The sequence below is a fragment of the Allobosea sp. genome (assembly GCF_035999205.1).
Classification (GTDB): domain Bacteria; phylum Pseudomonadota; class Alphaproteobacteria; order Rhizobiales; family Beijerinckiaceae; genus Allobosea.
In genome coordinates this window covers 297,173-321,368 of sequence record NZ_DASYHA010000019.1, presented here as the reverse complement: position 1 = coordinate 321,368, position 24,196 = coordinate 297,173, and the positions used below count along the sequence as shown (strand labels likewise).

Genomic DNA, 24,196 nt, shown 5'->3' with positions numbered 1-24,196 from the left:
CCTTTTCAAGACATCGGCATGCCTCGAAGCCGCTGTGGCGCAGCGCTGCAATTCGAGATACTGTGCATTTTAACTACTTGCCACGAGGAGGACGGTCTCTTTCGTAGGCAAAGCGGAGAAGTCATGGATCGATAACGCCAACAACACAGGCGTCCGTCATGCGCCACGGGATAGAGACTGCACCGAAAGATGGGCATTTCGTCATCCTCGAGGACGACGCGAATGCATCGTATGACGTCGGCCGCTGGTCAGTGGAAGCAGGCGGTTGGGTCGGGAAGGACGACGAGCCCGTCAAGATCACGCCCACGCACTGGCATCCGTTCGCCCGCGACGCCTATCTCCAGCCAGACGACGAAGAAGCCGTTGTCGCGGATCCCATCGGCAGGCCAGCACGATCCCGCTCCCTTGCTGCGGTCGTCGTCGCGATCACAGCGGCTACGGCCCTGTTCTATTATCTGAGCCAGGAAGCCGCGCACCCCCCAGCCCGCTCTTTCGGCGATGGCAAGGTCGCTCAGGAAGCGCGCCCGGCGAGCCCGGACTCGAAGAACGTCCCGGAGGTCCGGCAGACGATAGAGCGAGAGCCCAGCCCGCCTACCGGACAGGAGCAGGCCGCGCGGCAGCAGCAGGCCGCGGTGCTCCCCGTGCCGGATGCGCAGCAATCCCCGACCCGGCCGCCCACTCAGGTCTCGGCCCAAGACATGGCTATGACGCAGGAGCTTGGCGAGGCTAGGCGCACCATCGAGCGCCTCGAAGCTCAGCTGCGAGCGGACGTGGCGGCCGAGCAACAGGCGCTCAAGCAGGAGCGCGAGCGCTCGGCAGTGCTTGCTGAGCAAGCGACAGCTGCCCGACAGGAGCTGGCAACCAGCGCACAACAACATGCCCGAGCACTCGATGAAGAGCGGACTCGCAACGCCGCAGTGACGAAGGAGCTGGCGACGGCAAGGCTCGACATCGAGACGCAGACCGAGCGCCTGCGTCGGGCGAACAGCGAAATTGCTCTGTCCAAACAGGCGGAGGCCACGAAGACCGGGCAGATGCTCGAACAGCATCGTCAGAATGTGGCCGCATTGGCCGAGGCCGTGGCTGCGAGGCAGGAGCTGACGACCACCACGGCGCAGCACATTCAGACCCTCGAGCAGGAGCGCGCCCGCAACGCCAGCCTGGCGGGTGAACTGGCGCTGGCGCGGCGCGAAATCGAAACGCATGCGGCGCAATTGCGCCAGGCGAGCGATGAAGCCGCGCGGCCTGGTCCGGCCCAGCTCGCGAATGCCGAGCGATCCCTCGAACAGCAGCGCGAGAGCACCGCCGCCGCGCTCGCCGAGGCCGCGGCTGCGCGGCAGGAACTGAAAGCCGGCACGGCGCAGCATGACCAGGCGCTCGACGACGAGCGGGCTCGCAGTGCCGCCCTGGAAAGCGAGTTGGCGACGGTGCGGCGGAAGATCGAGGCGCAGGCGGCGCAGGAGCAGGAGGCCAGCACCGAGACTGCGCTGCTCAAGCAGGCGGTCAGCGCGAAGAGCGAGCAACTTCTCGAGCAGCAGCGCCAGAAGGAGGCCGCTCTCGCGGACGCCGCCACTGCGCGCCAGGATCTCACGACAAGTACGGCCGAGCATCGTCGAGCGCTCGACGAAGAGAAGGCGCGGAATGCTGCCCTGGCGAACGAACTGGCGACGGCACAGCAGGTCAACGAGAAGCTGGCCACGCAGTTTCGCCTGGTCGGAGAACAGACGGAACTCCGCCGGCGCACCGATGAGGCCAAAATGGCGGCGCTTCAGCAATCGGCCAAGGACGAGCGCGACAGAGCAGTAGCCTTTGCGACCGAACTCGATACGGCAAGGCGCGCGGCCGCCGCGCGCCTGCAGCCCGAAACGGCGACAGGCAGCATTGTTTCCCGGGAGACTGTAACTGCGGGCGACATCGCTGCGGCGTCGTCGGCTGCCTCGGACCAGCAAGGTGGCGCCGAGGCGGCCAGGATGATTGCACGTGCCGGCATGCTGCTCGGACAGGGTGATATCGGTGCTGCGCGGATCGTGCTCGAACGAGCCACCGAGCTCGGCAGTGCCCGCGCGGTCTTCATGCTCGCGGAGACATACGACCCCAGAGTTCTTTCGGCCTGGAAGACCTATGGCACGCGGGGCGAGGTGACGAGGGCGCGCGAGCTTTACGCGAAGGCGCATGAAGGCGGCATTCGAGAAGCGAAGGAGAGGCTCGACGCCCTGGCTCGGTGAACCGCTCGTCAGTCTCTGCGGCTCCGGCAGGTCGTCCGATCGTGATGCTCACGAGGGAGTTCGAGGATGACAAGATTCGCAGCAAGATGCCTGCTCCTGCTCGCCGCCCTGCTTGCGCTCGCTCCGGCGCTCGAGCCGACCGACCTCTCCGCACAGACGGCCAGGGCCGAGGGGCAGCATGCGTCCTCGCCGCGTCGCAGCCCGGCGCAGGCGACCGAACAGGAAAAGATGAATGCCTGGACCGTCGGCATGGCCGGCGGATTGATCGAAGGCGCGCCTCTTCGTCTGGCGGCGGAGATGGCCCGGGTCGTCGATGATGGACCGAACCTGCATGTGCTGCCGATCGTCACGCGAGGCGCGACGGAGAACCTGAACTCGCTGCTCTATCTGCGCGGCATCGACACCGCGATCATCAACTCCGACGCGTTGGACGAGTACAAGGCGCAGCTGCCTCAGATCCGGCGCCGCATCACCTATCTCCTGAACCTCTTCCCGTCGGAACTGCACATCTTCGTCCGGCCCGAGATCCAGAGCCTGGAGGATCTCGCCGGGAAGAAGGTGAACTTCAACACCCAGGGAACCGCAGCCGCTTATTCGGGGCCGCTGATCTTCAGCCGGCTCGGTATCAATGCGGAACAGACCTTCATTCCGCATCAGGTTGCGCTCGAACAGATGCGCAAGGGCGAGATGGCCGCGGTCGTCTTCATCACCTCGAAGCCGGTCGATGCCTTCGTGCGCGGACGCTTCGAGCCGGGCTTCAAGTTCCTTTCGGTCAAATACGATAGCAGGTTCGAGGATTACTACCTGCCGGCGGTGCTGGAGCCGGGCGAATATCCGGGATTGATCAAGCAAGGTGAACGCGTGCAGACGATCGCCGTGCCGACCGCGCTCGTCGCCTTCAATTGGGGGCCGCAAACCAATCGCTACCAACGCGTCTCCCGCTTCGTCGACGTGTTGTTCTCCCGTATCGACAGGCTTCAGGCAGCCGGGTTCGATCCGAAGTGGAAGTCGATCAACCTGGCCGCCACCGTCCCGGGCCTCGACCGCTTCCCGGCAGCGCAGGAGTGGCTGGATCGCCAGACGCGCGCACCACGGGCCCTGCGATGAAAGCAATCCCGCTCTCCATCACGCTCGAGATCGCACGCAGCGTCGCTCTGGCGCAGGATGCGCCCGATCCGATGGCGCATCTTCGCGCCTGCGCCGTGATGGAGCCTGCGGCACGGCTCGAGTGCCTGGACAAGCTGTCGCGCAGCATCGCGCCGACAGAACGTTCGGTGCGCACCGCCGACAACTGGGTCGTCAGCGAGACGACGTCGCCGATCGATTACACGCCGATTATCACCGCGACGACATTCTCGCGCGGCGGCTCCCAGAACGCTCTGACGCGGCTGACGATCTATTGCCGGGGCGGGCGCACCGAACTGGCGGTTTCGGGGCCAGCGGTGGCCGCTGGCAGCACCGACTCCATCATCGTCTACCGGATCAATGACGCGCAGCCTCTGCAGGTCGCGGCTGCGGCGCCGTCATTCGGCCCGGGCGCCGCCTTCAGGGCCGACGTCGTGAATCTGCTGCAATCGCTGCCCGACGCAGGCGGCCTCAATGTCCGCCTCGAATCCCGGGCCGGCGCTACCCATGAAGGGCAGTTCGCGCTGACCGGGCTGAAGGCCGTGCGCGACAGGGTCGCCACAGCCTGCAAATGGCCGAATGTCACCGCCAAGCCGAGCAATCGATGACCCTCGAACCAACAGGGGAGAACTGGGATGAATCGCTATCAAAAAACTGCCGGGGCTGCGCTGGCCGGCGTTGCGGCGCTCCTGATCGCCATGCCGCCGTCAGTGGCGCAGGACAAGAGGCAGGCCGCCACGGCGCAGGCATCGAAGCGACCTGAGTCCGAAGCGAAAACCCACCGCCTTGTTCTGCAGGTGAACTCGAATGAGCCCGCGACGATGAATCTCGCGCTGAACAACGCGACGAACGTCGCTCAGCACTACAAAGATCTGGGAGAGAAAGTCGAAATAGAGATCATCACCTTCGGACCGGGCCTGCACATGCTTCGCCACGACACCTCTCCGGTCAAGGCACGGATCAAGGAGATCGCGGCGAGCACTCCAGGGATTTCCTTCAAGGCCTGCGGCAATACGCAAGCAAACATGAGCAAGGCCGAGAACAAGGAAATCTCCCTCATATCCGATGTCTCGGTCGTGAAGTCCGGCGTCGTACGTGTCATGGAGTTGCAGGAACGAGGGTGGACTTACGTCAGGCCGTGACGCCCGCCGTTCAGGTCACACCCACGAAGCGATCCTGGTCGCTCACCGTATCGTTGCGCCGATCCTCGATCCGCGAATAGTGGAAGCGCGACGGAGATGCAGGAATCTGATAGGTATCTGCCGGCCCATGAGGCGATCTGAGCTTCAGTGGGCAACAATAATCGTCTTTGTCTGAAGTCACGACCCAAGCATAGTGTCTCATCGGGCGCCGACCAGTGCGGAATGCCGCGAATTCGGATGGCTCGGCGCTCCTCACCCCAGCATGGGAGGCAGCTCGATGAATATTCGGCCTGATCCGACATTTCATGCATCGCCGAAACTCGCGATGGAAGCGCCGGCAGAGAATTTCGCCTACACCCTGTTGCTTAGCCCCGACTTTTCGAAACCTGACGCCCTTGCCGTCGTCGACGTCAAACGCGGCTCGCCAACCTACGCGCAGGTCGTTCATGCCGTGACCATGCCGAACAAGGGCGACGAGTTTCATCACTTCGGTTGGAACGCCTGCTCGTCGTCACTGTCGCCGTTGACCGGTCACGTATTCCTCGAGCGGCGCTATCTGATCATTCCGGGACTACGGTCGTCGCGCATCTATGTGATCGACACGAAACCAGATCCGACGAAGGCCAGGATCCATAAGATCATCGAGCCTGAGGAGGTCTTCAGGAAGACCGGATATTCGCGCCCCCACACGATCCATTGCGGGCCCGAGGGCATCTATGTCAGCACCCTCGGCGGCGGCGGCAAGGATGGCGTCGACGGCCCTCCCGGTGTCTTCATCATGGACTGCCAAACCTTCGACATTATGGGCCGCTGGGAGATCGATCGCGGCCTGCAGGACAAGCATTACGATTTCTGGTGGAACCTGCCGCGTGACTACATGGTGTCGAGCGAGTGGGCCGTCCCGCCGCAATTCGAGAACGGCATCGTCCCCGAGGACCTTCTCGCCAACAAGTATGGCCATCGTGTCCATTTCTGGGATTTGCGCCAGCGCCGCAACGTGCAGACGATCGACCTCGGCGCGAACCATCAAATGGCTCTGGAGGTTCGCCCGGCCCATGATCCCAGTCGCGAGCATGGCTTCCTCGGGGTCGTCGTGGATACCACCAACCTCGAGGGTTCGATTTGGACGTGGTGGCGCGAGGGCGGCAAGTTCCACATCGAGAAGTCGGCGACCATCCCGGCCGAACCTGCGCCGCAGAGCGATTTGCCCCCGCTCCTGCAGGGCTTCGGGGCCGTGCCGCCATTGGTCACCGATATCGATCTCTCGATGGACGACCGGTTTCTCTACGTCTCCTGCTGGGGCACAGGCGAGATGCGCCAGTACGATGTGTCGGAGCCAAGAAAGCCCAAACTGACCGGCTCCGTGCATATCGGCGGCATTGCCCGGCGCACGCCGCATCCAAGCGGCAAAGCCTATGCCGGTGGGCCGCAGATGGTCGAGATCAGCCGCGATGGCAAGCGGGTCTACTGGACCAATTCGCTCTACTCGACCTGGGACGACCAGTTCTATCCTAATGGCGTGCCAGGAGCGCAGGTGATGGCCAATGCTGGCCCGGGGGGCGGCCTCGAACTCGCCCGGGACTATTGGGTGAGCTTCCCTGACGGCTATCGGGCGCACCAGATCCGGCTCGAAGGTGGCGACTGCTCGACTGACTCGTTCTGCTATCCCTCGGTCTGACGTTGAACGAATTCGACTGGGGTCGAGCCGGCCTATGGGCGGCCGTGATGGCGAGTGGCGCCTATCACGGTGTGAATCCGGGGATGGGGTGGCCGCTTGCCGTGTCTGCAGGCCTCATGGGACGAAGCGCGCGCGCATTGTGGGCGGCGCTCGGATCCCTGGCGCTCGGCCATCTCCTGTCGATGCTCGTCGCGATCCTGCCCTTTGCGCTGCTGGCGACCCTGCTGGATTGGCAGCGTCAGATTCAGGTCGCCGCTGGCCTGCTTCTGATCGGCTTTGGCGGCTTTCTCCTCGTCGTGCCGAGGCACCCGCGGGCCTTGGCACGCATCCCGCCGTCGCAACTCGTGCTTTGGTCTTTCGCGGTTGCTGTCGCTCATGGCGCCGGCCTGATGCTCGTGCCGATCTACCTTGGCCTTTGTCGCTCTGCCGACACGGACAGCGGACAGCGCGCAGCCGGTGTCCTGATCAATTCGAGTGTCGACGTCGCCCTGTGGGTGTCCGTGGTCCATACGCTCGTGCTGTTCGTCACGGCCGGCGCTTCGGCATGGATGGTCTACCGATATCTCGGTTTGAAGTTCATCTCGCGCAGCTGGGTCAACCTCGATGCGATCTGGGCCATGAGCCTCGTCGCGATCGGCGTTCTCTCGCTGATTTGACGCGTGTGGCGGTGGCATGCCGCGCGGCGTTCGGAGGAGGCGCTGGCAAGGCCCCGCCTTCCTTCCAGAGAGTTATCCCCGGAGTCTCGGATCGAGGATGTCGCGCAGGAAATCACCCAGAATGTTCGTGGCAAGGACGAGGGCAAAAATGACCAGGCTGGGGATGATCGTCACATGAGGCGCGAAGAAGAAGAAGTTCACGCCCTGGGCGGCCATGGTTCCGAGCTCCGGCGCCGGCGGCTGGGTTCCCAGCCCGAGAAACCCGAGTGATGCGGCCAGCAGAATGGCCTGCCCGAGACGCAAGGTGAGGAAGACGACGATGGTCGAGAGGCAATTGGGTAGGATGTAGCGCAGCAGCAGCCCGCTATCCGTGAGCCCGATGACGCGGCCGGCCGCAATGTAGTCCTGCGCAATCACCGTCAATCCCGCTCCCCTCGCGATGCGCGCCGTCAGCGGAACCGTGGAAATGGCCAGCGCGATGATGACCGACAGCGTGCCGGCTCCGATGATCGCCGCCACGGCCAGTCCGAACAGGATCGCAGGGAAGGACAGGAGCACATCCATCAGGCGCATCAGAGCTCCGTCGAGCCGGGGATAGAAGGCCGCGAGCAACCCGATGGCGGTGCCGATCGCTCCCCCCACGGCGATGGCGCAGAACCCCATCATGGCCGTCAGCCTGAGCCCGAACAACACGCGGCTGAAGATGTCGCGACCCTGACCGTCGGTCCCGAACCAGTGCGCGCCGCTGGGCGTTTGCATGATCCGCGTCATCTCGATGGCAAGCGGGTCATAGGGTGCGAGCCATGGCGCGAAGATGGCACCAAGGGCCATCGCCGCAAGCACGGCAAAGGAGGCCATGGCGAGATAATCGCCCCTCAGGCGGATTCGGAACTGTGAAGGCGCAGGTCGAGGGAGAACATTGCCGGTAGCGAGGGTCATCGGGCCTGGATCCTCGGATCGAGCACGGCGTAGAGCAGATCGACGATGATGTTGATGGCGATGAAGCCGAGAGCGAGCGCAATGATCGCGCCCTGGGCGACCGGGAGGTCATTGGCCACGATCGCTCCGACGGCCAGACGCCCCACGCCTGGCCAGGAGAAGATCGTCTCGGTCACGATCGCCCCACCCAGGAGGTAGCCGATCTGCAGACCGATCAGGGTGGTCACCGGGATGAGCGCGTTGCGCAAGGCGTGGCGGCCAACGATGACGCTCTCCGTCAGCCCCTTCGCCCGGGCGGTGCGGATGTGATCGGCGCCCAGGATCTCCAGCATGGAGGTGCGCGTGATCCGTGCGACCGGGCCGATGAAGATCAGCCCCAGGCAGAGCGACGGCAGCACGGCGTGGCGAAAGCCGTCCGCGGTCCAAAGCGGCCCGCCACGCCCGGTAAACGGCAGCCACTGCAGTTTGAACCCGAAGGTCCACAGCAGGACCATGCCGATCAGGAAGACCGGCAGCGAGATGCCGGCAACGGCCCCGCTGATGATCAGACGGTCCAGGATGCCACCTCGGGAGACGGCCGCGACGACGCCGAGCAGGATCGCCATCGGAACCGCCCAGACCAGGCAGAGCAGGATCAACTCGAGCGTCGCGAGGAAGGACCGTGACAGCTCCTCCGCCACCGACATGTTGTTGACCAGCGAGTTGCCGAGATCGCCCTGCAGGACGTTCGACACATAGCGCAGGAACTGCTCCCAGAGCGGGCGATCCAGGCCCATTTCGATCCGAATTTGGGCAATGATCTCCGCGCTTGCCGTCGGGCCGGCGCGAACGGTCGCCGGGTCCGACGGAACGAGGTTCAGCAAGGCGAACCCGATCAGCAGGACGCCCAGGATGACGGGGATCGCCAGCAGCAGGCGCTGCGCCGTGTATCTGAGCATGAGGCGACCTCCCGGGCTTCTAGCGATCAGGCCTGAATGGCTTCCACGGCCTTGCGCGGCTTTACGTCGTTCGGGCGCAGGACCTGCACGACGAAGTGTTCGAGCTGCGGCTCATAGGCCTCCCACAGCTGCCGGAGCTTCGCCTGCGGCTCCGCTTCCAGGTCCACGCGCAGATCCACGAGGGGCCAGTCCTGTTCGTCGACGACGAGGAGCGCCGCCGACATGATCGGCTGGGTTTCGCCGCCTGCGGCCAGGCCGGCATCGATCGCGCCGAGCAGCTTCTCGACGAATGGCACGCCGGTCGCCCCCTCGAAATAGCGGACCATCGCCTTGGGCACATCGGGATTGGCGATGACATTGCCGGTCGAGACGCAGTTCGCGCCCTGAAAGCCCGAGTTGATCGAGGGGATCTTCGGGCCGCAGTAGAACGCCGTCCGCCCCTCGCGATCAATGGCCGCGACCTGGCGTTGGTCGGGAAATTCGCTCTCGTCGATCAGGCGGCGGACCGACTCCTCGGCGCTCAGCCCGGCAGACAGGAAATCGAGTCCCTTCGGCCCGAGCCGAATGTCGCTGCGATGCTGCGACGTCACCGCGCCGACCTTGGCTCGCGCCCAGGGACAGCGATTGCCGACCGCGATGCTGGAGGTGGCGATACCGATGCCGAACATGCCGGTCTTCTCATCGCGCGCAATCAGGGAAAAGGTCATGAAGCTCTCCGAATTCGTCTTGGATGTTGTCAGCCGAACCAGGACCGCGCCCTGTCCTGGAGCGACAGGGCGAAGGTCATCGGCGGCATGAACCAGGGGATGCCGTTGTAGTAGGGCCGGGCTGGCAGCTCCTGCTGCGCGAACAGGCTCGTGGAACGGCCGGACAGCAACAGCTCGGCCGTGCGTCGTCCGAGATAGCTGCTCATCACGATCCCAGAGCCGTTACAGCCGAGCACGTGATGCACCTTGCCGCGCCGCCCCATGTGCGGAATGCGATCGAAGGTGAAACCGACGCGGCCTTCCCAAGCATGGCTGACGCGAATGTCCGCCAGCGACGGGAATGATAGGACGAGCACCTCTTTCAGGCGCCGAGCGATGCCGACCGGGTCGACCCTGTCGAGTTGCAGGGCACGCCCCCCGACGAGAAGCCGTTGCCGGTCGGGGCTGGCGCGGAACGCATAGGCGAGCTTGCGCGTGTCATTGACCAGCTGCCCTCCGGGAAGAAGGCGGTCGACCTCACCCGCCGGCAGCGGCGACGTCGCGATCATGTGGCTGCCGACCGCGATCACGCGCCGGCGATACCAGGGCAGCTCCCGGCCGGTATAGGCGTTGGTCGCCAGGATGACGTCTCGGGCCTGCACGCTGCCTCTGGCGGTGACGATTTCGGTCGCTTCGTCGCCTTCGACGAGCCCGGTCACAGCCGTGTGCTCGATGACCTCGACGCCCTCGCCACGCGCGAGGCGCAGCAGGCCGAGATGATATTTCGCGGGATCGACGCCGCCATCCTCGGGCAGCACCATCGCGCCATGATAGAGGTCGGTCGCGACATCCGCGCGCAGACCTTCCTTGCCGATGGTGTGGGCGGGGATGCCGAAGGTCTTCGTCAGGAAGTCGGCCTGGCGCTTGAGCCCCTCCATATCCTTCGGCGTCCAGGCACAGATCAGCCGGCCGGATAGTGCGAGGTCGCATTCGATCGCCTCGTCGCGGACGAAGCCGCGAAACCAGCCATAGGCGTCCCAGGTTTCCCTGAGCAGTCCAAGCGCCTTCTCTGCTCCGAAATCCTTGGCGAGCGCGGTGTAGCTCTGCCGCAATCTGCCACCGATCATGCCGACACTGCGCGTGCTGGCGCCATGGCCAGCGCTCTGCGCTTCGATGACGACGACGCTGCGGCCGGCGCGCGCCAGGGCTATCGCGGCCGACAAGCCCGCATAGCCGGAGCCGACGATGGCGACATCGGCCGCCGCTGGCAGCGGCCGGAGGTTGGCCGTCCCCCGGGGCACGGCCTCCCACCAATAGGGCTCGGCCTTGAAGCCTTCGGCCAACAGGGCTGCGCTCACTTGGCGATCTCGATGTCGAGGCCCTTGTAGACGGCACTGTTGTAGATGCCGTGGACGTCGACGCCCTTGACCCGCTTGGTCGAGAACAGGAACAGGCGTTCGTGCACGAGCGGGATGAGGAGCGCCTGATCCGCGACGATCTTCTGGACCGCAGCATAGGCCTCGGCCTTCTTGCCGGCGTCGAGACTGGTCTGGCCGATCGCGAGCAGATCGTCCGTAGCCTTGTCCTTCCAGTTGAAGCGGTTCGGCGCCGGCACATTGGCCGAGTGAAACATCATCAGCACTTCGCCGGAGGTGGCGTAGGGCGAGAACAGCGCGTAGCCGTCGAACTCGGGCGAGGTGTTGATCTGCGCCATGGCCGCCGCCGGCTCGACGAGCAGCAGCTTCAGGTCGATGCCGACCTGCTTCATGTAGCCCTGGATCGCCTCGAGGCGGGAACGCCAGCCTGCGGTTCCGGCGGCCAGGATCGAGGGCGATAGCCGCTCGCCATCCTTGTAGCGGAAGCCGTCATTGCCGAGCTTCCAGCCAGCCTCGTCGAGTAGTGCCTTGGCCTTGGCGGGATCGAAGGCGGCCTCGGTCGCTCCGGAGTAGTCGATGGTGCCCGGACTGACCAGCGTCTTGGCAGGACGGGCCTGACCGAACCACATGCTCTTGGCCAGCGCCTCGCGGTCGACGGCGAGGTTCATCGCCTGGCGGACGCGGATATCGCTGGTCATCTTGCGGTTCGGGCGCAGACCCAGATAGGCGGAGTAGTTCGAGATGCGCGGCTCGGCCTTGGTCAGCATCGGCATCTTGCTGAGCTGGTCGATCGACCATTCCGGCAGGACATAGGAGATGTCGCCGGCGCCCGTCTGCATCGCGGCCAGGATCGCGCTCTCCTCGGGAACGACGCGCCAGACGATCGCATCGACCTTGGCTGGGCCCTTGTTGTCGTAGATCGCAGGCCCCCATTTGTAGGCATCGTGGCGCAGGACCATGAACTGGTCGCGCGGCCGCCACTCGCCCCAGCAGAACGGGCCGGTGCCGTTCAGGCCCTTCACGCCGAAATCGGCGCCGAGCTTCTCGACATTGGCGCGGTCGACAATCGAGCCGAAGCTCTGCGCGAGATGGAGCAGCAGCTCGTTATGCGGCTCCTTGAGCGTGTAGACGACCGTGGTGTCGTCCTTGGCGACGATGTCGGCGACCTTGCCGAGCCGCCAGGCGGCGGGCGAGCGCGTCTCCGGAGCGATGAGGCGCTTCAGCGAATAGACCACGTCGGCAGCCGTCATCGGCTTGCCGTCGCAGAACTTGACGTCGTCGCGCAGATTGAAGGTGTAGGTCAGGCCGTCATCCGACAGCGACCATGATTTCGCCAGCAGCGGATGAAGCGTCTTCTGGTCGTCTTCGACCGCGACCAGCGTGTCCGCCATCATGAACAGGATTTCGGCCGCGCCGCGCCCGGTCGCCTTGTGCGGGTCGAAGCCGACGGAGTCGTTCCGGACCAGGATCGTGACCGTCTTGTCCTTGGCCGGCGGGTTTGCTGCCGAAACCGAAAAGCCGCCGGCCAGCAGCGCTGCAGCAATGACGAATGTTCGAGCGATGACCATCATTCCCCTCCGTTCTTCGTTGCGAGAAAATCGATTGCCGAAAGCGCATGGACGCGAAGGACGGCGAAGAGCTCGTCGATCGTGACGTGTTCCTCACGATGGCCCATCGTCTTCGGAGAGGGGCCGTACAGATAGGCGGGGACGCCGCGCCAGCGCCAATAGCGCGCATCCGAGCCGCCCAGACTGACGATGGGAACCGCCTCACGGCCCGTCACCTGCCGCGTGGTCGCGCGCAGGATGTCGGCCATCTCTCCGGCCGGGTCGCACCAGCTCGACGGATAGCTGTGATCGGGCCGGGTTTCCCGCGTCACCATCGGATAGCGCGCGAGGATGCCGGCGAGTTCGGCCTCGACGCGCTCGATGCTGAGCCCCGGCGGCATCCTGACCTCGACCTCGAGCAGGCATTCGTCGGGCATCATGTTGACCTTCAGCCCGCCGCGGATCACCCCGATATTGACGGTCGCGCGGTCGGCGATGTCGGCAGCCCCGTCACCGAGACTGATGTTCATCGCCTGACGGGCCTCGGGCTGCGCGATCGCAGCGCGGACGGTGTCGGGCAGCTCCGGCCGCAGCTCGGCCAACGCTTCGAGATCCGCGGCCAGGCGGCAAGCGATCTTGATCGCGCTCTCGCTCAGATGGGGGTAGGCGCCGTGGGCGCCGCGGGTACGCACCGTCAGCGCCATCCGCAGCGCGCCCTTCTCGCCGAAGCGCAGTGTCGCAAGGCCGCTCGGCTCGCCGTTGAGACAGCAATCGCCGATCACTTCGTCGGGAATCGTCTCCATCAGAAAGCGCGTTCCATAACGGCCGCCGGTCTCCTCGTCGGAAACCACGGTCAGCGTCAGGCGCCCGGCCAGCTCGGGCATGAGCTCCGCCAGATAGCGGTAGGTGAAGATCGAAGCCGTCGTGCCGCACTTCATGTCCGCGGCGCCGCGACCATAGATGCGGCCGTCGGTGACCTCGCCGCTCCACTGGCTGCGCTGGCCCGCAACCTCCTCGATTGCCGGGAACACATCCATATGGCCGTTAAGGACGAGGTGGCGCCCGGGCCGATCGGAGGAGACCGTGCCGACGATGTTGGGCAGGTGGTCCAGCGCGCTGAGGACGCGGAAGGGCAGCCCCTGCCCCGCCAGGAAGCGTTCGACATGCGCGCTCGCCAGCACGGTATCGCCCGGCGGGTTCGGCGACTTCGCCTGCAGGAAGCCCGAGAGAAACGCGATGATCTCGTCGCGGTCGCGCTCGATCCAGCCGAGAACGCGGTCTTTGAGAGCTTCGGAGTTCGACACGAAAAACTCGATTGTTAGCGCTAACGTTATCGCTAACATCCAGGTTTATGTTTCCCCTTCTGTCAAGTAGTGTGTCGCGACGAAGGGCATCGAAGGTGCTCAAAAGGCAGGCAGCAGGCCGATCGATGAACCATGATCCCGCGAAGCGGCTGTCCGGTTGGGCGACCATGTCGGACGTCGCGCATGCCGCCGGCGTCTCGCTGATGACGGTCTCTCGCGTCTACAAGAATCCATCCGCGGTCAGCGTCGGCACGCGCGAACGGGTTCTGAGCGAAGGCGAGCGGCTGGGCTTCGTTCCCAACATGCTCGCCGGCAATCTCGCCTCCGGTCGCAGCGCGATGATCGGGATCGTCGTGCCGTCCCTGCGCAACTCCAACAATGCCAACAGCATCCAGGGCATGGCCGATCGCCTCAGGCAGTCCTCCTACCAGTTCATGATCACCAACACCGGCTATTCGCTGGAATCGGAGGCCGCTGCCGTCGCGGCCTTCATCCGGCGGCGCCCCGACGGTCTCGTCCTGACCGGTACGCGCCATGGCGAGGAAACCCGTGCGCTCCTGCACGGCTCCGGACTTCCCGTCGTCGAGGTCTGGGAGACCGAGGGGCCGATCATCGACATGGCGACGGGATTTCGAAATCATGACGCTGGCGCCGAGATCGCGCGCTACCTGATCGCCAAGGGCTACGACCGGATCGGATATCTCGACTATCCCGTGCCCGGCCTTCGTCGTTACGACGCTCGCCGGGAGGGCGCCCTGCAGGCCCTGCGCGACGCGGGGCTACGCGCCGACCTCGTGGTCTCGCCGCAGCGCGAGGACGCAACCGAGGACGCGTCCAGCTTTCGCGGCGGAGCCAGCGGCCTGACGCAGCTGCTGGAAGCCGGAGGCGCGCGGGCCGTTCTCTGCGCTTCGGACCTTCTCGCCGTCGGCGTGATGTTCGAGGCGCAGCGCCGAGGCATGAGGGTGCCGGATGATCTCGCGGTCGCCGGCTTCGGCGACTTCGAGATCGCGGCCGAGATTCCGCCCGGCCTGACGACGATCAGGACCCAGGGCTACCAGATGGGCTGGGCGGCAGCCGACATGCTGGTTTCGCGCATCGAGGGCAACCCGATCGATACGCCAGTCAGGAATGTCGACTACTCGCTGGTGCAGAGAGGCAGCGCCTGAGCGACTGACGACTCTCGGGGAGGCGGCGCAGCCCCCCGGATCGCGCCCAACGATCCACCGCGACTGCGATTGACGGTCACGGTCGATCGGGCGTGGGGGTGCTCAAGCTCCACATCGCATCGAACATCGACGCCTGGAATGCGGCGAACTCGAAGCTGTCGATGATCAGCCCGTAACTTTCGCGCGCGGAGGAGATCAGGCAGACCTTGTTGCCATAGATGAAGCAGGTCATCGCCAGATTGTGCTCGCTGGGAGCGTAGCGCAGCTCGCGCCGTTCCTCCTCGCTCGATGGCCAGATCGGCACGATGTCCCTCTCGGCCGAGCGGATCACGCGCAGCGTGATGCCGCGCCGCGCCCGCTCGGAGAGGTAGCGCTCCATTTCCTCCAGGCCCGGCTCCGCCATGAGCTCCTTCATCGACAAGGTCGCGCGCAGCACCTTGTCGCTGCCGGTCAGGGTGTCCCACAGAACCGTCCGGATCCCTTCCGCGCCTGGATGGAAGCGGACATTCGGCTGCCCGCTCTCGTGGTGATACATCGAGCGCAGGACCGGCATGACGTCCTCGAGCATCTGCCGGCGCGCCTCGATACGCTCGAGCAGAACGCCCGGATCCTGCGCCACGACGAAGCGGCGCTTGCCGTGATCGACGAAGCGGATCAGCCCCTCGGCCTCGAGCTTGATCAGGAGGTCGTGCGCCGTCGTTCGCGCCAGCCCGGCCTGAGCGGCGATCTCTGTGATCGACGCGCCGCCAAGGCCCACGACCGTCAGATACAGCTTGTAGAGCGTCCCGGAGATGCCGATCCGGGCCAGTTTCTCTTCGATATCCACGGTAGCCCTCAGCCTGTCGCCCGGATCAGCATGTCCGATCCCCGGCACGCCGTCTATTGTCGGATTTCTCCGATATTATCTATTGTGCATCGCACAAATATTCAGCGCGCCATCGAGCATGTGGCGCCAAATAGAGCCTCTTTGCTCGATAAATCACCAGTTCAATCAGAAACGTACGTTGACGGTAAAAGCCGACATAATCAGTCATTGAATAGACCCGCCAGCGATTGGATGGCGTCCGCATGCGGCGTGAAGGAGAACCTCTCATGGAAGCGAAAGCCGACGCAGGCGCCCTGCCTGCCGCGCCTCGCAAGCGGAAGTCCCCGCCATTGGCGCGGATACTCGCCGACAAATCCGTGCGCGCCATGCTGGGCCTCGCTGCCTTCTTCGCATTCTGGCAGGCGGTGACGGGGCTCGGCTTCGTCGATGGCTTCCTGTTGCCTTCGCCCGTCGCGGTCGCCGAAGCGTTGTGGCAGCTGGCCCTCGATGGCTCGCTCTGGGTTCATCTCGGCGCAAGTCTGCAGCGCGTCGCGGTCGGTTTCCTGCTCGCCTGCGTCGTCGGCCTTGTCCTCGGCCTGGTCTGCGGCTGGTGGCGCGACGTGTCGGACTATGTCCGGCCGGTGGTCGAGGCGCTTCGCCCGATCCCGCCGCTCGCCTGGATCCCGATCACCATCCTCTGGTTCGGTCTGGGCGATGCCGCCTCCTACTTCCTCGTCTTTCTCGGAGCCGTCTTTCCCGCCTTCGTTGCGACCTACACGGCCGTCCGAAGCCTCGACCAGAACCAGATGAACGCGGCGCTCTGCCTCGGCGCCAAACCGTGGCAGCTCTTTTGGGACGTGCTGATCCCGGCCTCGCTGCCGATCATCCTGCCAGGGCTCAGGATCGCGCTCGGCGTCGGCTGGATGTGCGTCGTCACGGCTGAGCTGATCGCGGCCCAGACCGGCCTCGGCTACCTGATCCAGCAGTCCCGCATGCTCTTCCAGATCAACAATGTCGTGGCCGGCATGGTCACGATCGGCCTGGTCGGCTTCGCGATGTCCGCCGTTCTCGAGCGCATTGAGCGCCGTGTGAACGCCTGGGCTCCCTCCGAGCGCAATTGAGGGCAGGAAATGGCCACGAACACCGCCCTCATCGCTCCCGCATTTCGGGACCGTGCATCCCAGCCGGCGCCGGCCGATACCCAGATCGACATCCGCAATGTCGGCAAGGTCTACGGATCGAAAGCCTCCGACGATCCGGTCGTCGCGCTCGACGGCGTGTCGCTGCGCATCCGCCGCGGCGAGTTCATCTCGCTGCTCGGTCCGTCCGGATGCGGGAAGTCGACGCTTCTCGGCATCATCGCCGGATTCCAGTCCGCTACCAGCGGCCAGATCCTCCAGGACGGGCGGCCGATCACGAAGCCCGATCCCTCACGCACCGTCGTCTTCCAGGACTACGCGCTGTTCGGCTGGATGACCGTGCAGCAGAATGTCGAGTTCGGCCTCAAGGCCAAGGGCATGCCGAAGGCCGAGCGCGCCGAGATCGCGCGTTCTCTGATTGCGACCGTCCACCTCACCGGCTTCGAGGACAAGTATCCGCACCAGATGTCCGGCGGCATGAAGCAGCGCGCCGCGATTGCGCGCGCCCTGGCGCCCGATCCCGACATCCTGCTGATGGACGAGCCCTTCGGCGCGCTCGACGCGCAGACCCGCGTCCTGCTGCAGGAGGAGATCGCCCGCATTTCCTCGGAAGCCGGCAAGACGGTGATCTTCGTCACGCATGGCATCGACGAGGCCGTCTTCCTGGCCGACCGGGTTGTGGTGATGAGCCCGCGCCCGGGCCGGGTGCGGGAGGAGGTCCTCGTGCCGCTGCCCCGGCCGCGCACCGCCGATATGCGATCCGACCCATGGTTCGTCTCCACGGTCAACGACCTCTGGGAGACGCTGAAGCCCGAATGGCAAAAAGGGGAATAAGCTGTGACATCGACAATCTCGCGCCGCCGCTTCGGTCAGCTCGCCGCTGGCTTCGCTGCCTCCCTCCCGCTCGCGACGCCATCTATCCTGCGGGCGCAGGAGGGCGACCTCGTCAAGATGTGCTGGTTCAACACCACCACCGTCTCGGCCCAGATCGCCCATGTCCTGATGCGGACCGACATCGCTGCCCGTAACGGCCTGCGCATGGAGATGATCCAGCTCGCGGCCTCGCCGGCCATCACCGAGGCATTGGTCTCGGGCGCCGGCGATATCGGCACGCTGTCCGATTTCGCGGCAGTGACCACCATGGCCATTGGCGCGCCGGTGACGACTGTCTCGTCGCAGGCCCTGTTCCGCTCGGCGGTGCTGACGACCAAGAAGTCCGGGATCACCAAAATCGAGGACCTCAAGGGCAAGCAGGTCTATGGCACTTTCGGCATCACCGCGTTCCAGAATGCGCAGGAGGCCGTCATCAAGGCTGGGCTCGTGCCGGGCAAGGACATGACCTTCGTCAATGTCGGCCCGGCCGAGCTGGCCGACGCCGTCGGTGCGCAGCGTATCGACGCCTTCTTCACCTATGACCCGTTCGTTTCCTTCTTCGAGAACGCCGGCCATGCGCAGGTCGTCTCGCAGAACGTGACGCCCGTCATCGCGCTCTCGGCCAATAACCGCTTCTTCCAGCAGAAGCCGGAGGTGCTGAAGCGCTTCCTGCGGGCCAATTCGGAGGCGCTGTTCTTCGCCAGCCAGAACCAGGAGCTGGTCAATGGCTGGTTCCGCTCGCTGGAGCCCGCCAAGAACATCCCGCTCGAAGTGCTGCAGAAGGCGTCGAGCTACGACCCGGCCTGGAACGCCAAGGCCTTCACCGACATCAAGGCGACGCTGTCTCCTGCCCAGATCGCCAAGATGGAGACGCTGGCGAAATGGGGCGTCGAGGCGAAGCTGCTGCCGCGGATGCCCGATGTCTCCAAATTCATCAACACGGCCATCGCCAGTGCGGTCGACAAGGAAGCGGCTGCGCAGGGCTTCGACCCGAAGAGCGTGAAGATCACCCGCGCCTGAGGCGCACGCCTTCCGCAGCAGCGAAATCGATGGCGCTTCGGGTTTGCCCGAGGCGCCATCGGCATGGCTTCCCCACCCGGATACGTACGACCGGGCCAGCAGGACCGAAATGAGCGAAAATCCCGCACCGGGAGCAACGGCTCTCCGCGAACGGCCGGCCGGGCGCGGGCCTGCGGCCGCAGATGCCCGGCAGATCGGACTCCTGTCAGGCCAGGACATCTTTCCGACACGCCATTTCGACCTCGCCGCCTTGTCGGCCGCCGACCGCTATCGGCTGCTGGCATCGACGATCATGCCGCGCCCGATCGCCTGGGTCGTGACCTCTTCGTGCGACGGTGTCGTCAACGCGGCTCCCTATTCCTTCTTCAATCTCTTCGGCGCCGACAGGCCGGTCGTGGCGCTCGGCATCCTGGCGCGCCCGGGTGAGCCGAAGGACACAGCGGCCAATATCCGCGCGACCGGCGAGTTCGTCATCAATCTCGTGCCTTTCGCGCTGGCTCAGGCGATGAACGCCACCTGCGTCGATGCTCCGCCGGAGATCGACGAGACGGAGATCGCCGGCCTTGCCACCGCTCCGAGCCTCGCCATCAGACCGCCGCGGATCGCGGCCTCCCCGGTGGCGCTCGAGTGCCGGCTGACGCATCTGCTGGAGACCGGGCCAGGCCAGTTGATGGCGGTCGGCGAGGTGCTCCACGCGCATTACGCCGAGCACGTCCTGACCGGCGATCCGCAGCGTCCGCGCGTCGACCACGCGGCTCTCGACCTCGTCGGCCGGATGCATGGCGCCTCCGCCTACACCCGCACCCACGATCTTTTCGATCTCGATCGTCCGCTCTGGCGCGACCGCCAGGGCATCGGCGACCCCGCTCAACACAAGGAATGACAGGGATGACCCGGATCAAAGTCGCTGCCGTTCAGGCGACGACCATTCCCTTCGACGGCGCGGCCGCCACCGCGCGCACCGTCGCACTCATGGCCGATGCGGCCGCGACCGGCGCCAAGCTTGCGGTCTTTCCGGAAGCGTTCATCGGCGGCTATCCGAAGGGGCTCGACTTCGGCTGCAGCATCGGTCGTCGCACCGCCGAGGGGCGGGCCGACTTCGCCCGCTACGTCAAGGGCGCCATCGTCGTGCCGGGACCCGAGGTCGACCAGTTGGTCGCGGCCTGCGCACAGCACGATCTGCACGCGGTGGTCGGCGTGATCGAACGCGAGGGCGGCACGCTCTACTGCACGGCGCTCTACCTCTCCCCCGATGGGCTGTTGGGCAAGCACCGCAAGGTCATGCCGACCGGCTCCGAGCGCCTCGTCTGGGGCTTCGGAGACGGCTCGACCCTGACGGTCGTCGACACGCCCTATGGCAAGCTGGGCGGAGCGATCTGCTGGGAGCACTACATGCCACTGATGCGGGCGGCCTATTATGCCAAGGGCGTCCAGATCTGGGCGGCGCCGACGGCCGACGACCGGGAGAGCTGGATCGCCACGATGCGGCACGTCGCCATGGAAGGCCGCTGCTTCGTGATCGGCGCCTGCCAGGTCATGCGCCGCTCCGATTTTCCCGAGGACTATGCCAGCCGCATCGAGGCTGCGCCGGACGAGTGGATGATGCACGGCCGCTCGGTCATCGTCGGACCGCTCGGCGAGATCCTGGCGGGGCCGCTCGTCGACGAGGAGGGTATCCTGACCGCCGAGATCGACCGCGACGACCTCCTCGGCGCCCGGCTCGATTTCGACCCGGTCGGCCATTACGCGCGGCCCGACCTGTTCAGCTTGAGCGTCGATGAACGGCAGCACCTGCCCGTGGTCGCCGTTGGCAACAGCGATGCGTCAAGGATCGTCGCGGCCGACAAGGCCTGAGCGCGGTAGGCTCGCGAGGGCGCCGATCAAGCCCGCCGCAGCCGCAACCGATCGCCCACCGAAGCTTGATCAACGGTCAGTGATCTGCGCCTCGAGCTGCGTGAACACGTCGAACGAGGCCAATTGGGCCTCGGCGAAGCTTCGGTAGGTTTCTCGCGTGAATGCGCCCTCGGGCTTGCTTGGGTGGCTGATCACGGCGCCCCAGCCCATCGGCTTCTGGAACACCGTCACGCGAAAACCACGAAGCTCGATCTGCCAATTGCCGCTGCGATTGCGATGCCAGCCCTTCAACTTTGGAAATTGGGCCCGCCGCCGAACGATTCTTGGATCGACCACCCTCGGCCTCCTGCGGGCTCCTGAGGCCGTACGGCCGGCCTGCGTCGCACCTGATCCTACGATCAGGCCAGTAAGACGACCATGGCCACGCAGTGAGGCAAATCGTGGGATGAGCGCTACGCGGGAAAGTCTCTCGACCGCATGCCAATCGGTTAGAGGCGAGGAGTGGCGGACAGGGAGGGATTTGAACCCCCGATACCCTTGCAGGTATGCCGCATTTCGAGTGCGGTGCATTCAACCACTCTGCCACCTGTCCGCGGTCGCCTTCGGTCGAAGCGGGCTGGTTACTACACGCGGTCCCCGGGCAAGACAAGTCTTACAGACGTCATAAATCGAGCCTCGTACACATGCTTTCCCTTGACCTGCGCGGGGCATGCGACTATCGAGCCTCGTCCGGCGTGGGGAAACCCGCGCCTGATCTCTTTTGGCCTGTGTGATTGCGTCGCAGACCGGCAAGAGCAACCGACCACGCAACCGACTGCCAAAAAGCCGTCCCGCATGCGCCTCGACGAGGACCATGACAGGGCGGGGCCGAACATGGAGGATAAAATGTTCGCAGTCATCAAGACCGGCGGAAAGCAGTTCCGCGTCGCCGCCAACGACAAGATCACCATCGCCAAGCTCGAGGGCAACCCGGGCGACACCGTCGCCTTCGGCAACGTCCTGCTGCTCACCGATGGCGACAAGACCACCCTGGACGCCAAGGCCCTCTCCGAGATCACCGTCGCGGCCGAGATCGTCGAGCAGGCCCGTGGCGAGAAGGTCATCGCCTTCAAGAAGCGCCGCCGCCAGAATTCGAAGCGCAAGCGCGGCTTCCGTGCCGAGCTGACCGTCGTTCGCATCACCGACATCCTCACCGGCGGCAAGCAGCCGGAGATGAAGAAGGGTGCCGTCGCCGCCGACGTCGTCGCGGAAAAGGCTGCCAAGCCGGCGAAGGTCGCCAAGGCTGCCAAGGCCGAGGCTGCCGACGAGGCTGAGAAGCCGAAGAAGGCTGCGGCCAAGAAGGCCCCTGCCAAGAAGGCGGCGAAGGACGAGGCCTCCGAGGCCTGAGACCGGGCAACCGGCGCCGATATTCGCGCCGCGGCACCATCCCGGAGGGCCCCGCCCTCCGCCTGTCGCTCCTGACAGGATCGTGCTGCGGCATTTCGTATCCGAAGCGGGTGGCTTTCGCCGTCGATTCGGGTTAGAGAGACACAACAGTTTTTCGAGGTAGGGCGTTATGGCTCACAAAAAGGCAGGCGGCTCGTCCCGCAACGGTCGCGACTCCGAAAGCAAGCGCCTCGGCGTGAAGCGCTTCGGCGACCAGGCGGTCGTGCCCGGCAACATCATCATTCGTCAGCGCGGCACGCGTTGGCATGCCGGCGTCAATGTCGGCATGGGCAAAGACCATACCCTCTTTGCGACGACGGCGGGCCGAGTCCGCTTCACGACGAAACTCGGCCGAGCTTTCGTCAACGTAGTCCCGGCCCAAGAGGCCGCAGAATAAGACGGCGGATAGGGATTTCCTCGATCCGCCGGTTCCATCGAACCGGATCGGATCAAGGGTAAAGACCCTCCACGGGTTTCCCGAAGGTCAAGGAAAAGGGGAGATGGGGCAAAACCCAGCTCCCTTTTTTCGTTTGCGCCGACGGAGAGACCGATGTTCCCCGAACTGACCCGCGACGATGTCTTCCGGCTTGAGACCCGCCGTCTCTGGCTGCGCTGGCCCCGCATGGCGGACGCTTCCGCCATCCTTCGCCAGGCCGGGGAGAAAGCCGTGGCCGAGATGACGGCGTCGATCCCGCATCCCTATCCGGTGGATGCGGTCGAGCCCTTCATCTTCGCCATGCGCAAGGGCAATGCGCTGGGCGAGCATCTCGTGCTGGCGATCACGCCGAGGTCGAAGCCCAACGAGCTGATCGGCATGATCGGCGCGCACAAGCAGGCGACGGGCGTGCCCTTCATCGGCTACTGGCTCGGCACCCAGCACTGGAACAAGGGCTATGCGACCGAAGCCGTGCAGGCGCTGATCGACTCGCTGTTCACCCTGCTCGAGCTGCCCGCGATCGAGGCCGATACGCGCGTCATCAACCCGGCCTCGCGGCGGGTGCTGGAGAAGTCCGGCTTCCGGGCCGAGGGCTCCTTCCTCAAGTCGCTGCCGGCGCGTGGGGGACTGTTCCCCTGCGAGCAGTACCGGCTCGACCGCTCGACCTGGGCCGCGCTGAAGAGCTGGGGCGCCAGTGGCTGGGCGCATGCGCCCGAGATCGACTCCGTCGATCTGGCCGACGCCTCGGGCGAACCCTGCCCGGCCTGAGCCCTCGAGCCAGGTCCTGAAATGCAGAATGCCCGGCCTCGCGGCCGGGCATTTTGATATCTGAGCCCGAGCATCACGCCCGGGCGGTCGAGGCGCGGGCCTACTTGACGAAATTGCCGCCGAGCTCGTCCTCGATATGGATGCGGATGATCTCGTCGAAGCTCGACTCCGCCTTGAAGCCCAGCGCGAGCGCGCGCTGTGGATCGAAATTGCGTGGCCAGCCCTCGACGATCCGGTCGATCACCGGATCCGGCACGCGCTTGATCCGTGCCACGACATTGTCGCCCGCGACCTTGCGCAACGATTCGATCTGCTCCGCGACGGTGCAGGAATAGCCCGGCATGGTCAGGGCCCGGCGCGGTCCGACCGCCCCGAGATCCATGGTCGAGGCGTGGATCAGGAAGTTGACCGCCGAGCGCGGCGAAGCATGCCAGTGACGGACCTGGTCTGAGACCGGCAGCACCGCCTCGATGCCGTTCAGCGGCTCGCGGATGATGTTCGAGAAGAAGCCCGAGGCCGCCTTGTTCGGCGTGCCCGGCCGCACGCAGATCGTCGGGAAGCGGATGCTGATGCCGTCGAAGAAGCCGCGGCGCGAGTAATCCGAGAGCAGCAACTCGCAGATTGCCTTCTGCGTGCCATAGCTGGTCAGCGGTGTCGTGAAGAACTCGTCGTTGATCTTGTCGTGGAACGGCGCGCCGAAGACCGCGACCGAGGAGGTGAAGACCAGCCGGGGCTTGTAGCCGCCGGCCAGCCGGATCGCCTCGAACAGGAAACGCGTTCCGTCGAGGTTGATGCGGTAGCCCTTCTCGAAATCGGCCTCGGCCTCACCGGAGACGACCGCCGCGAGATGGACGATCAGCTCCGGACGCGAGGCGATCAGCGCCTCCGCCTGGCCCGGTGCCGCAAGGTCCGACACGACGGCCTCGAAGGCGAAGGCCGCGCCCGCCGGCGCCTGCGCGGCGACGACGTCCTGCGCCGTCACCTTGGCGATGCTCTTGCCGCCAAGCTGGCCGTCCTTGGCCAGCCTCTCGATGAACTTGCGGCCGGCCATGCCGGCGCCGCCGAGAACGAGAATATGCATGGGCGTCCTCCCT

The 24,196-nt window shown here is 65.4% G+C and carries 24 protein-coding genes and 1 tRNA gene; 15 read left to right on the top strand and 10 right to left on the bottom strand.

Annotation, left to right across the window (positions count from 1 at the left end; genetic code table 11):
• Window positions 1-158 precede the first annotated feature (158 nt).
• The 6 genes from VGN82_RS09650 (at window position 159) to VGN82_RS09625 (ending at window position 6,826) form a co-directional block, all read left to right on the top strand.
• Window positions 159-2,225: a coiled-coil domain-containing protein gene (locus VGN82_RS09650; RefSeq protein ID WP_327526789.1), complete on the top strand. Its 2,067-nt coding sequence runs from the start codon at window positions 159-161 to the stop codon at window positions 2,223-2,225.
• Window positions 2,226-2,291: 66 nt separating this feature from the next.
• Window positions 2,292-3,332, top strand: a complete 1,041-nt coding sequence (locus tag VGN82_RS09645) for a TAXI family TRAP transporter solute-binding subunit (protein ID WP_327526788.1) — start codon at window positions 2,292-2,294, stop codon at window positions 3,330-3,332.
• Window positions 3,329-3,958, top strand: a complete 630-nt coding sequence (locus VGN82_RS09640; RefSeq protein ID WP_327526787.1) for a hypothetical protein — start codon at window positions 3,329-3,331, stop codon at window positions 3,956-3,958. Before VGN82_RS09645 ends, VGN82_RS09640 begins: the two co-directional genes overlap by 4 nt.
• Before the next feature lie 27 nt (window positions 3,959-3,985).
• On the top strand, window positions 3,986-4,492 hold the full coding sequence (locus VGN82_RS09635) for a DsrE family protein (protein ID WP_327526786.1): 507 nt from the start codon (window positions 3,986-3,988) through the stop codon (window positions 4,490-4,492).
• Between the two features lie 277 nt (window positions 4,493-4,769).
• Entirely contained in the window at window positions 4,770-6,170 is a 1,401-nt protein-coding gene (locus VGN82_RS09630; RefSeq protein ID WP_327526785.1) for a selenium-binding protein SBP56-related protein, read from the top strand.
• Between the two features lie 47 nt (window positions 6,171-6,217).
• The gene (locus VGN82_RS09625) at window positions 6,218-6,826 is read left to right on the top strand and encodes a hypothetical protein (protein ID WP_327526784.1); all 609 of its coding nucleotides are present in this window, start codon (window positions 6,218-6,220) and stop codon (window positions 6,824-6,826) included.
• A 72-nt stretch (window positions 6,827-6,898) separates the two neighbouring features.
• Here the strand turns inward: VGN82_RS09625 and VGN82_RS09620 are convergent, their stop codons facing one another.
• The 6 genes from VGN82_RS09620 to VGN82_RS09595 are packed head-to-tail and all read right to left on the bottom strand — an operon-like array spanning window position 6,899 to window position 13,616.
• A complete protein-coding gene (locus VGN82_RS09620) occupies window positions 6,899-7,765 on the bottom strand; it encodes an ABC transporter permease (RefSeq protein ID WP_327526783.1) in 867 nt (288 codons plus the stop codon).
• On the bottom strand, window positions 7,762-8,703 hold the full coding sequence (locus VGN82_RS09615) for an ABC transporter permease (RefSeq protein WP_327526782.1): 942 nt from the start codon (window positions 8,701-8,703) through the stop codon (window positions 7,762-7,764). The genes VGN82_RS09620 and VGN82_RS09615 overlap by 4 nt, the downstream gene beginning before the upstream one ends.
• Window positions 8,704-8,729: 26 nt before the next feature.
• On the bottom strand, window positions 8,730-9,410 hold the full coding sequence (locus VGN82_RS09610; protein WP_327526781.1) for a DUF1028 domain-containing protein: 681 nt from the start codon (window positions 9,408-9,410) through the stop codon (window positions 8,730-8,732).
• Between the two features lie 29 nt (window positions 9,411-9,439).
• On the bottom strand, window positions 9,440-10,747 hold the full coding sequence (locus VGN82_RS09605) for an NAD(P)/FAD-dependent oxidoreductase (protein WP_327526780.1): 1,308 nt from the start codon (window positions 10,745-10,747) through the stop codon (window positions 9,440-9,442).
• The gene (locus tag VGN82_RS09600; RefSeq protein WP_327526779.1) at window positions 10,744-12,333 is read right to left on the bottom strand and encodes an ABC transporter substrate-binding protein; all 1,590 of its coding nucleotides are present in this window, start codon (window positions 12,331-12,333) and stop codon (window positions 10,744-10,746) included. Before VGN82_RS09600 ends, VGN82_RS09605 begins: the two co-directional genes overlap by 4 nt.
• On the bottom strand, window positions 12,333-13,616 hold the full coding sequence (locus VGN82_RS09595) for a M20/M25/M40 family metallo-hydrolase (protein ID WP_327526778.1): 1,284 nt from the start codon (window positions 13,614-13,616) through the stop codon (window positions 12,333-12,335). The genes VGN82_RS09600 and VGN82_RS09595 overlap by 1 nt, the downstream gene beginning before the upstream one ends.
• Window positions 13,617-13,741: 125 nt before the next feature.
• Here VGN82_RS09595 and VGN82_RS09590 point away from each other — a divergent pair, with 125 nt between their 5' ends.
• Complete coding sequence (locus VGN82_RS09590) at window positions 13,742-14,782, top strand: LacI family DNA-binding transcriptional regulator (RefSeq protein WP_327526777.1); 1,041 nt, start codon at window positions 13,742-13,744, stop codon at window positions 14,780-14,782.
• A gap of 76 nt (window positions 14,783-14,858) precedes the next feature.
• Here the strand turns inward: VGN82_RS09590 and VGN82_RS09585 are convergent, their stop codons facing one another.
• Window positions 14,859-15,608 (bottom strand): TrmB family transcriptional regulator, encoded by a 750-nt coding sequence (locus VGN82_RS09585; protein ID WP_327526776.1) that lies wholly within the window; start codon window positions 15,606-15,608, stop codon window positions 14,859-14,861.
• A gap of 266 nt (window positions 15,609-15,874) precedes the next feature.
• On the opposite strand from VGN82_RS09585, the gene VGN82_RS09580 reads away from it, so the two are divergent.
• The 5 genes from VGN82_RS09580 to VGN82_RS09560 all read left to right on the top strand — a co-directional run bounded on the left by VGN82_RS09580 (window position 15,875) and on the right by VGN82_RS09560 (window position 20,473).
• A complete protein-coding gene (locus tag VGN82_RS09580) occupies window positions 15,875-16,708 on the top strand; it encodes an ABC transporter permease (protein WP_327526775.1) in 834 nt (277 codons plus the stop codon).
• Between the two features lie 9 nt (window positions 16,709-16,717).
• Window positions 16,718-17,560: an ABC transporter ATP-binding protein gene (locus tag VGN82_RS09575; protein ID WP_327526774.1), complete on the top strand. Its 843-nt coding sequence runs from the start codon at window positions 16,718-16,720 to the stop codon at window positions 17,558-17,560.
• A 3-nt stretch (window positions 17,561-17,563) separates the two neighbouring features.
• Window positions 17,564-18,619, top strand: a complete 1,056-nt coding sequence (locus tag VGN82_RS09570; RefSeq protein WP_327526773.1) for an ABC transporter substrate-binding protein — start codon at window positions 17,564-17,566, stop codon at window positions 18,617-18,619.
• Between the two features lie 109 nt (window positions 18,620-18,728).
• Window positions 18,729-19,502 (top strand): flavin reductase family protein, encoded by a 774-nt coding sequence (locus VGN82_RS09565; RefSeq protein ID WP_327526772.1) that lies wholly within the window; start codon window positions 18,729-18,731, stop codon window positions 19,500-19,502.
• A gap of 5 nt (window positions 19,503-19,507) precedes the next feature.
• Window positions 19,508-20,473 (top strand): carbon-nitrogen hydrolase family protein, encoded by a 966-nt coding sequence (locus tag VGN82_RS09560; protein WP_327526771.1) that lies wholly within the window; start codon window positions 19,508-19,510, stop codon window positions 20,471-20,473.
• A gap of 69 nt (window positions 20,474-20,542) precedes the next feature.
• On the opposite strand, the gene VGN82_RS09555 is transcribed toward VGN82_RS09560, so the two are convergent.
• Window positions 20,543-20,809 carry a hypothetical protein gene (locus VGN82_RS09555; protein ID WP_327526770.1) on the bottom strand — a complete coding sequence of 89 codons (267 nt, stop codon included), beginning with the start codon at window positions 20,807-20,809 and terminating at the stop codon, window positions 20,543-20,545.
• Window positions 20,810-20,975: 166 nt separating this feature from the next.
• Window positions 20,976-21,065 (bottom strand) — tRNA-Ser (locus VGN82_RS09550).
• 293 nt (window positions 21,066-21,358) lie between these two features.
• Here VGN82_RS09550 and rplU point away from each other — a divergent pair.
• The 3 genes from rplU (at window position 21,359) to VGN82_RS09535 (ending at window position 23,102) form a co-directional block, all read left to right on the top strand.
• Window positions 21,359-21,859 (top strand): 50S ribosomal protein L21, encoded by a 501-nt coding sequence (gene rplU, locus VGN82_RS09545; RefSeq protein ID WP_327526769.1) that lies wholly within the window; start codon window positions 21,359-21,361, stop codon window positions 21,857-21,859.
• A gap of 169 nt (window positions 21,860-22,028) precedes the next feature.
• Complete coding sequence (gene rpmA, locus VGN82_RS09540) at window positions 22,029-22,295, top strand: 50S ribosomal protein L27 (protein WP_327526768.1); 267 nt, start codon at window positions 22,029-22,031, stop codon at window positions 22,293-22,295.
• Between the two features lie 153 nt (window positions 22,296-22,448).
• Complete coding sequence (locus tag VGN82_RS09535) at window positions 22,449-23,102, top strand: GNAT family N-acetyltransferase (RefSeq protein ID WP_327526767.1); 654 nt, start codon at window positions 22,449-22,451, stop codon at window positions 23,100-23,102.
• A 100-nt stretch (window positions 23,103-23,202) separates the two neighbouring features.
• Here the strand turns inward: VGN82_RS09535 and denD are convergent, their stop codons facing one another.
• Window positions 23,203-24,183, bottom strand: a complete 981-nt coding sequence (gene denD / locus VGN82_RS09530) for a D-erythronate dehydrogenase (protein ID WP_327526766.1) — start codon at window positions 24,181-24,183, stop codon at window positions 23,203-23,205.
• Between the last annotated feature and the right edge of the window lie 13 nt (window positions 24,184-24,196).